The organism is Vibrio sp. D173a, from assembly GCF_030248475.1.
The window spans coordinates 1-6,566 of the sequence record NZ_JAHGAH010000249.1; the positions used below are offsets into that span (position 1 = coordinate 1).

Below are 6,566 nucleotides of genomic sequence, written 5' to 3' on the forward strand. Positions count from 1 at the left end.
CCAAGTTGTAGTGACCTACTATCAGATTTCTGTTCGTCACAACCAAGTTTTGCCATTTGCTTCCTTCAGATTTCACCTCACAGTGAACACCCTTGCATAGGCTAACGGTTCTCGCTCGACTGAGCCCGTAGAGGACTTTCACCTCCTAGATCAACGCCATGCTCGGCGCACCATAAAAAAGCCGACTGAATGTCGGCTTCTTAATTTTAATTCGTTGCCCCGTCCTGAGATAAGTTACCAATTCGATTATTTTTGTTCGATTGGACGAATTACTTTACATGGATTTCCTGCAGCAACTACGTTCGGTGGGATATCTTTCGTAACGACACTGCCCGCGCCAATTACCGAGTTTTCACCGATAGTCACACCTGGGCAAACTATCACGCCGCCGCCTAACCATACGTTGTCACCAATAGTAATCGGCGTGCCAAACTCAACGCCCTCCTCTACACGGCCTTTGACATCCAAAGGGTGCCCTGCAGTGTAAATCTGTACATTAGGAGCAAATAGAACATTATCTCCAATATGTACTTCCGCCACGTCTAACACCACGCAATTGAAGTTGGCATAGAAGTTTTTACCCACTTTGATGTTAGAACCATAATCACATCGAAAAGGAGGCTCAAGGTAGGCCCCCTCTGAATCAGGAATAAGCTCGTCAATTACGCTTCGCCATTCGTCGGTATCAGGAATACTGTTGTTAAGTTTTTGCAGAACTTTTCGGCATCCAATTCTTGCTTGGTAGAGCTCTGTATCCCAAGCATCGTATGGCTCACCTGCCAACATTTTTTCTTTTTCTGTTCTCATTATTTACACCATCTCACCAAAGTAAAAACGCATCAAAGCACATCACAACGCCGCAAAATGTGACTGGCGTAATGGATTATTTATTTGCGTGAACACTGTGGTGAGATTTCAAACAGGAATTATCCATCAATCTTCTCGGAATGCACGATTCATACTTTCCGTTAATGGTTTAACCAAATAACTCAGCGGTGTCCTTGGTTCAGATAAAATCAGTACCTCTGCATTCATACCTGATGTCAGCCTATGTTTTGCGACGTCCTCTTGAGACAAAGCGATGCGAGCAAGATAAAAGTCATCTTGGTTCTGTTCAGACAGTTTATCTGCCGAAATCGTTAACACTGTACCATCCAAGGGCACGAGTGTTCTCGCATTCAAAGCCGTCAAACGAACTTGAGCATGTTGCCCCGGTGTAATTAAATCGATGTCTTGGGGGCTCACGCGAGCCTCCACTAGCAGCTTGTCATCTTGAGGAACCAGCTCAAGCAACGTCTCTCCCGAACCAATGACACCTTTTTCAGTAAAGACCTGCATATTGACGACCCTGCCAGAAATAGGAGCGACAATGTCGGTACGTGCAACAATGTCTTTTGCCGAACGGTACTCCTCCCGAATAGAGACGAGCTCTTTCTTGGTGTTGCGTAACTCCTCGACAATTTCATTGAGTCGCTCTAGCTTTAGCTCTTCTATCTTTGCTTGGTTTTCATCTAGCCGCTTACTAACGGTGAGCGACTGGCGATCAAGTTGACTCAACGTGCTACGCACTTCTGCGGCGAGACGTTTGAGCTGAAGTAACGCCGACTTTCCAGAGAAACCTTTCTGTACCAACGCTTGATTACTGGCTATCTCTTCTTCAATAAACTTCAAGCGTTCACGTTCAATGACTTTCGTTTCACTGAGGTTATCCAGCTCTAAATTTGCGCCAGATATACTTTGCGCAATGATGTTTAACTTGCTGTCAAAAAAGCGTTTCCTAGCCTCGAAAATCTTGCTTTGGACCAACTTGGCCTCGGCGACAATTTCTCCATTTTGAATGGTCTCAAGGTCACGAGCCCAGTTGATGTCCGGTAGCTCATCTAACTCCGCATTCAAACGGTTTTCTTTAGCAATCGTATGAATATACTGACCGCCAAGAGAGTCAAGTTTCGCATTGGCTTGGCGCTTTGAAAGCCGAAGGAGCACTTGCCCTTTCTCTACTAAATCGCCCTCTTGAACATAGAGCTTTTCAATAATGCCACCTTCCAAGTGTTGGATTTCCTGACGCTTACTTAATACCGACAGATCACCGTAAGCAATAGCAGCACTCTCCAGTTTCGCCGTGGCAGCCCAATAACCTACCCCTCCAAGAAACAGGCTTAGCGTTAAGACACCTAATAAAATCGGGCCTTTCAAGTGAAGCTCCGAAGAGGGCAAAAAGCGGAATACTTTTTCTGCTGCAAGTTCATTAACGGTTGGCAGTTGATTGCTCATTTCGCACCCTCGGTATATCTGTTCTATCTTCTCCCATCAAACGCTTCAACACTTCGTCTCGCGCTCCGTATAACTTAGCTCGTCCGTCGGCTAAATACAGAAGTCGATCCATTTGCCTTAACGTACTTGGGTTATGAGCAATCACAACCACTGTTGAGCCTTGAGACTTGAGGTGTGCTATTAAACGTTGATATGACGCCTCACCTTCTCCATCTAGGTTCGCGTTTGCTTCATCAAACACGACAACAGAAGGGTCACCGTAAACGGCTCTTGCCAGAGCAATGCGTTGTCGCTCTCCACCGGATAAGCCGCGGCCATTTTCCCCGATGGTAAAGTCATAGCCTTTGTTTTTCTTAAGAATAAGTTCATGACACCCTGCAAGTTGAGCAGCTTGAATCACTTTTGCCGGGTCTTCATCTTTAAATCGTGCAATATTGTCTCGAATTGTTCCGGGGAATAACTCCACTTCCTGAGCTAAATAACCAAAGTGAGCACCTCTGTCTTCTGAAGCCCACGTTGATACTTCCATACCATCTAAGGTGACCTTGCCAGCCAAAGGTTTGATGTTTCCGAGTAGTAGTCTTGCAAACGTTGACTTTCCCGTTCCGGAAGGGCCAATAACGCCCACAGAAACACCTGGCGGAATCGACAGTGATATCGCTGATAAAACAGGTTCCGATGCTCCAGGGTGACGATAAGCTAACCCCGTCAGTTCAAAGTGACCTTTTGGACGAGGCAAAGGCATGTCAGATTCATCTTGTTTAACAATCCGATCAATCTCCCATAAACGCTTGTAAGCATTTCTGGCAGACATCGCGCTGCGCCATGTACCGATCGCTTGCTCCATCGGAGAGAGTGCGCGACTCATTAGAATAGAACTGGCGATCATCGCACCTGCGGTAATCTCATGTTGGATGACCAACCAAGCACCGCCTCCTAATAAACATATCTGAAGGGAGCCGCGTACGAACTTCGAAAAGTTAGCGAGATAAATCGACTTACCTGTAACACGTTGTTCCAGTTGATTAGACTCATTAACACGTGAGTACCAGTTTTCCAGAAAAGCATTCATCATGCCCATAGCCATAATTGAATTCGCGTTTTGAGTCGCCATTTCTGCTTGATTGATGTGAGATATCGATCGAACTTCACTTTCTTGCATGGTTTTTCGGGTCACAAGCTCATTGATCACGCCCAAACTAAACAAAGCAATTGAGCCCCCTAACGCAATATGGCCCAAAACAGGGTGCAGCAAATAAACGAAAAGTATAAAAACCGGGGTCCAAGGTGCATCAAGCAAAGGATAAGGCGCTTGGCTACTGAGAAAGCTTTTAATATTTTGGATATCTCTCAACACCTGAGATGTATAGCTTTTGCCCGTGTGTGTTTGGTACTGAATGCTTCGTTTGAGCATAAATACCGAAAGTTTTGAATCAATCCAATACCCAAACGACTTACTCATCTGAGCTCGCGCGATATCAATCAGCGACATAGTTAAAAGCGCAGCCAGAACAATCACTGTCAATAAAAAGAGGGTATCAATCGAGTAGGAAGAGATAACGCGGTTGTACACTTGTAACATGTACAGAGGGATAGAGAGCACTAATAAATTTATAAATAAACTAAAACCAATCAGCAGGCCCGTCAGCGTGCATAGTTTTTGTTTAACTTCTTTGAAAACCGTATTTTGCACGATTACTTCCACATATTTTTATATTTAGGCGCTAGACCCGCTAGCGCCTAATAGGATGACTTAAATGATGAACAAGTCGCTGCCATAGGTATTGATGTCTTCTTGCGTAACACCAATCAATTTGACAGTCAGATCTGCGCCATCAGTAAAGACAGCGTTACCTTTAGCATCGTAGCTAATGGTTAAATCAGAGAATGATGTGACAGAGTCACTGATGATGTGCAAAGAATCCTCGCCGATTGTGAAATCAACCACTTTAGCTTCACCATGACCTTCAAATTTATCCGTGAAAATAAACTTGTCTGCGCCTGAACCACCGATCAAGATGTTATCGCCTGAACCAGCAACAAGCAGATCCTCGCCAACACCACCGTTAAGTTTATTGTCACCTAACAGACCAAGTAGCAAATCGCTTCCAGTGCCGCCACCTAGGTAATCATTACCTGTGCCAGCCATCAAAATATCATCACCTGCACCGCCTGTTAGACGGTCATTGCCTGCCCCACCAACGACAAAGTCATCACCGCCACCACCAACAAATGAATCATTACCACCAAAACCGATGAATACATCATTACCACCATCGAAATCAGCGATTTCGTGATTTTCGCCCGCATCACCGAGATATGTATCATTTGTGCTCATTGTATGTCCCTCTTGGCTTTATATTTGAATAGACCTTTTAATTCCAAATCTGGTAAAGACTGCTCCAGACGTGAAAAGTCTAATAAACAAAGCATTCAGAACAAGTTTGAATATGGGATGATATTTTAGTCAGGTTATGACGCATAAACGTTAATATTTGGTACTTTAAGAGATAATAACCTTTAAATACATAAGGTTGACCCTAGTACTAAAAGTACTAAAGATTTCTTTTTGCCCAACTGGTTGCTTGCGTTCTGTTTTTGACTCCAATCTTCCTGAAAATATTATATAGGTGTGATTTTATCGTGTGCTCACTGATAAATAGTGAATCCGCTATTTCCATATTAGAACCACCATCTTTAAGCATCTGAAGAACTTGAACCTCTCTACGTGTAAGCTCTACTTCTATTGCTGGCTCAATAATGTAGTTAGACTCTTTACCTTTATAGTAAGTAAGAAGTTGTTCCAATAAACGACGCGATAGCCAATTATCACCACTGACGATCGCACATAGACCTTGGCATAACTTATCCATTGAATCACTAGGGCCAAATATACCTTTTACATGAGGCCAAGATGCAAGTTCTTCAGTATCTAGCTCATGACTTAAATTTAACATAATGGTCCCAAGTACTTTCTCACTATCTTTCAGAGAAACTAAAGTGTCAGAAGGGATATCTACTGAAAAATCTACTAGTAAGAAATACTGTTCAGGAATCAACTCGTGGTAACTTGGATTTTTACTATCGATGATGGTTATTTTTGTTTCTGTTTTCTTAGAAAGCATCTCCTTGAAGTTTTCACTCTGCAGACTTTGCTGAGTGATCATTAGGATTTCTGGCTGGTCCTTATATTGTTCCATAGTCTTTCTCATACTTTCACTGACATCAAATTATCAATTTAATAATTATCTCTGAGCACCTAGTCTCATATCTAAGTGCTAGGTGATAGAGTAGAGATATTTGCTACTTTTTTGAATTGTATTCTCACAAAAATCAGAAACAAAAAAAGTGTTTCTCATAAAAGAAACACTTTTTATCAGACACTCTAATTTACTAGATATTCATCGCATTTTATCAAAAATAACCGCAATACTTTTCTGGTTTATACTGCCAGCGAGATATCAGAAATATTCTCTTTTGCCCAAATTAATGCTTGCACTCTGTTTTTCACATCAATCTTCTTAAAGATATTATGGAGATGAGTTTTGACAGTATTTTCACTCACAAATAACTGCTCAGCGATCTGTTGATTCGAAGCCCCCATAGATAAAAAGGTAATGATTTGCTGTTCTCTTTTGGTCAAAATTGCGGGAACGGTCTTATTAAGTGGTCTGCTGTGTCGACGTAAATGCGTGATATATTGCTGAGAAAACTTACGGCTAAACCACATATCACCCTGTAATACTTTTCCTATTCCAGCTTGTAACGTACTTATGTCGTCAGAAGTGTAGAAGATGCCAGCCAATGATTGCCAAACAAACAACTCTTCCGTTGTAATCGATTTATCGCAGTTAATAAGAACTTCTATCGTGTCTTTGAGATCCGTTTTTTTAAACTCCATGTAACGAGAGAAAACCTCGTCTGATATCACACTGTAATCCAACAATATCGCAGAGATTGAACTGACCGATTCAGGCTGAGTATCGAGCTTTTCAGGAGAGATCAACTGAACATTGATGTTGAGCTTAGTCTCTAGCACATCTTTTAACAGTGAAGACTGTAAGCTGTCCTCCGTTATTAAGATCACTTTCCTTGTATTTTGATTCTCCATCTTGATCGATGCCCTTAGTCATTTTGAGTGAAATAAGGCATAGATTTAGTTAGAGAGGCACTATTGTCAAGTATGAAAAAAAGTAGTAGCAAAGACTAAATTATTGATTGGTATGTAGATAAAAGGTGTGAGGAAATGGATAGGTATTAAAAAGGGAGTATCAAACTCTAATGCCGTTCAC

Annotated in this window: 6 protein-coding genes; all 6 read right to left on the bottom strand. The window is 42.2% G+C overall.

The annotated features are described in order from the left end of the window. Positions 1-246: 246 nt before the first annotated feature. Positions 247-807: a sugar O-acetyltransferase gene (locus KIV40_RS22160; protein ID WP_045376307.1), complete on the bottom strand. Its 561-nt coding sequence runs from the start codon at positions 805-807 to the stop codon at positions 247-249. Between the two features lie 126 nt (positions 808-933). After that, entirely contained in the window at positions 934-2,274 is a 1,341-nt protein-coding gene (locus KIV40_RS22165) for an HlyD family type I secretion periplasmic adaptor subunit (RefSeq protein ID WP_285351344.1), read from the bottom strand. Next, positions 2,249-3,967: a type I secretion system permease/ATPase gene (locus KIV40_RS22170; RefSeq protein WP_051117821.1), complete on the bottom strand. Its 1,719-nt coding sequence runs from the start codon at positions 3,965-3,967 to the stop codon at positions 2,249-2,251. Before KIV40_RS22170 ends, KIV40_RS22165 begins: the two co-directional genes overlap by 26 nt. A gap of 60 nt (positions 3,968-4,027) precedes the next feature. Further along, positions 4,028-4,612, bottom strand: coding sequence for a calcium-binding protein (locus tag KIV40_RS22175; RefSeq protein ID WP_005432137.1), 585 nt, complete (start codon positions 4,610-4,612; stop codon positions 4,028-4,030). Between the two features lie 217 nt (positions 4,613-4,829). Then, positions 4,830-5,486: a LuxR C-terminal-related transcriptional regulator gene (locus KIV40_RS22180; RefSeq protein ID WP_285351348.1), complete on the bottom strand. Its 657-nt coding sequence runs from the start codon at positions 5,484-5,486 to the stop codon at positions 4,830-4,832. Between the two features lie 230 nt (positions 5,487-5,716). Next, positions 5,717-6,385 (bottom strand): LuxR C-terminal-related transcriptional regulator, encoded by a 669-nt coding sequence (locus KIV40_RS22185; protein WP_134976129.1) that lies wholly within the window; start codon positions 6,383-6,385, stop codon positions 5,717-5,719. Positions 6,386-6,566: the final 181 nt, after the last annotated feature.

Coding starts and splice junctions, on each gene's coding strand:
- KIV40_RS22160 (WP_045376307.1), bottom strand. CDS start 807: ATGAGAACAGAAAAAGAAAAAATGTTGGCAGGTGAGCCATACGATGCT.
- KIV40_RS22165 (WP_285351344.1), bottom strand. CDS start 2,274: ATGAGCAATCAACTGCCAACCGTTAATGAACTTGCAGCAGAAAAAGTA.
- KIV40_RS22175 (WP_005432137.1), bottom strand. CDS start 4,612: ATGAGCACAAATGATACATATCTCGGTGATGCGGGCGAAAATCACGAA.
- KIV40_RS22180 (WP_285351348.1), bottom strand. CDS start 5,486: ATGAGAAAGACTATGGAACAATATAAGGACCAGCCAGAAATCCTAATG.
- KIV40_RS22185 (WP_134976129.1), bottom strand. CDS start 6,385: ATGGAGAATCAAAATACAAGGAAAGTGATCTTAATAACGGAGGACAGC.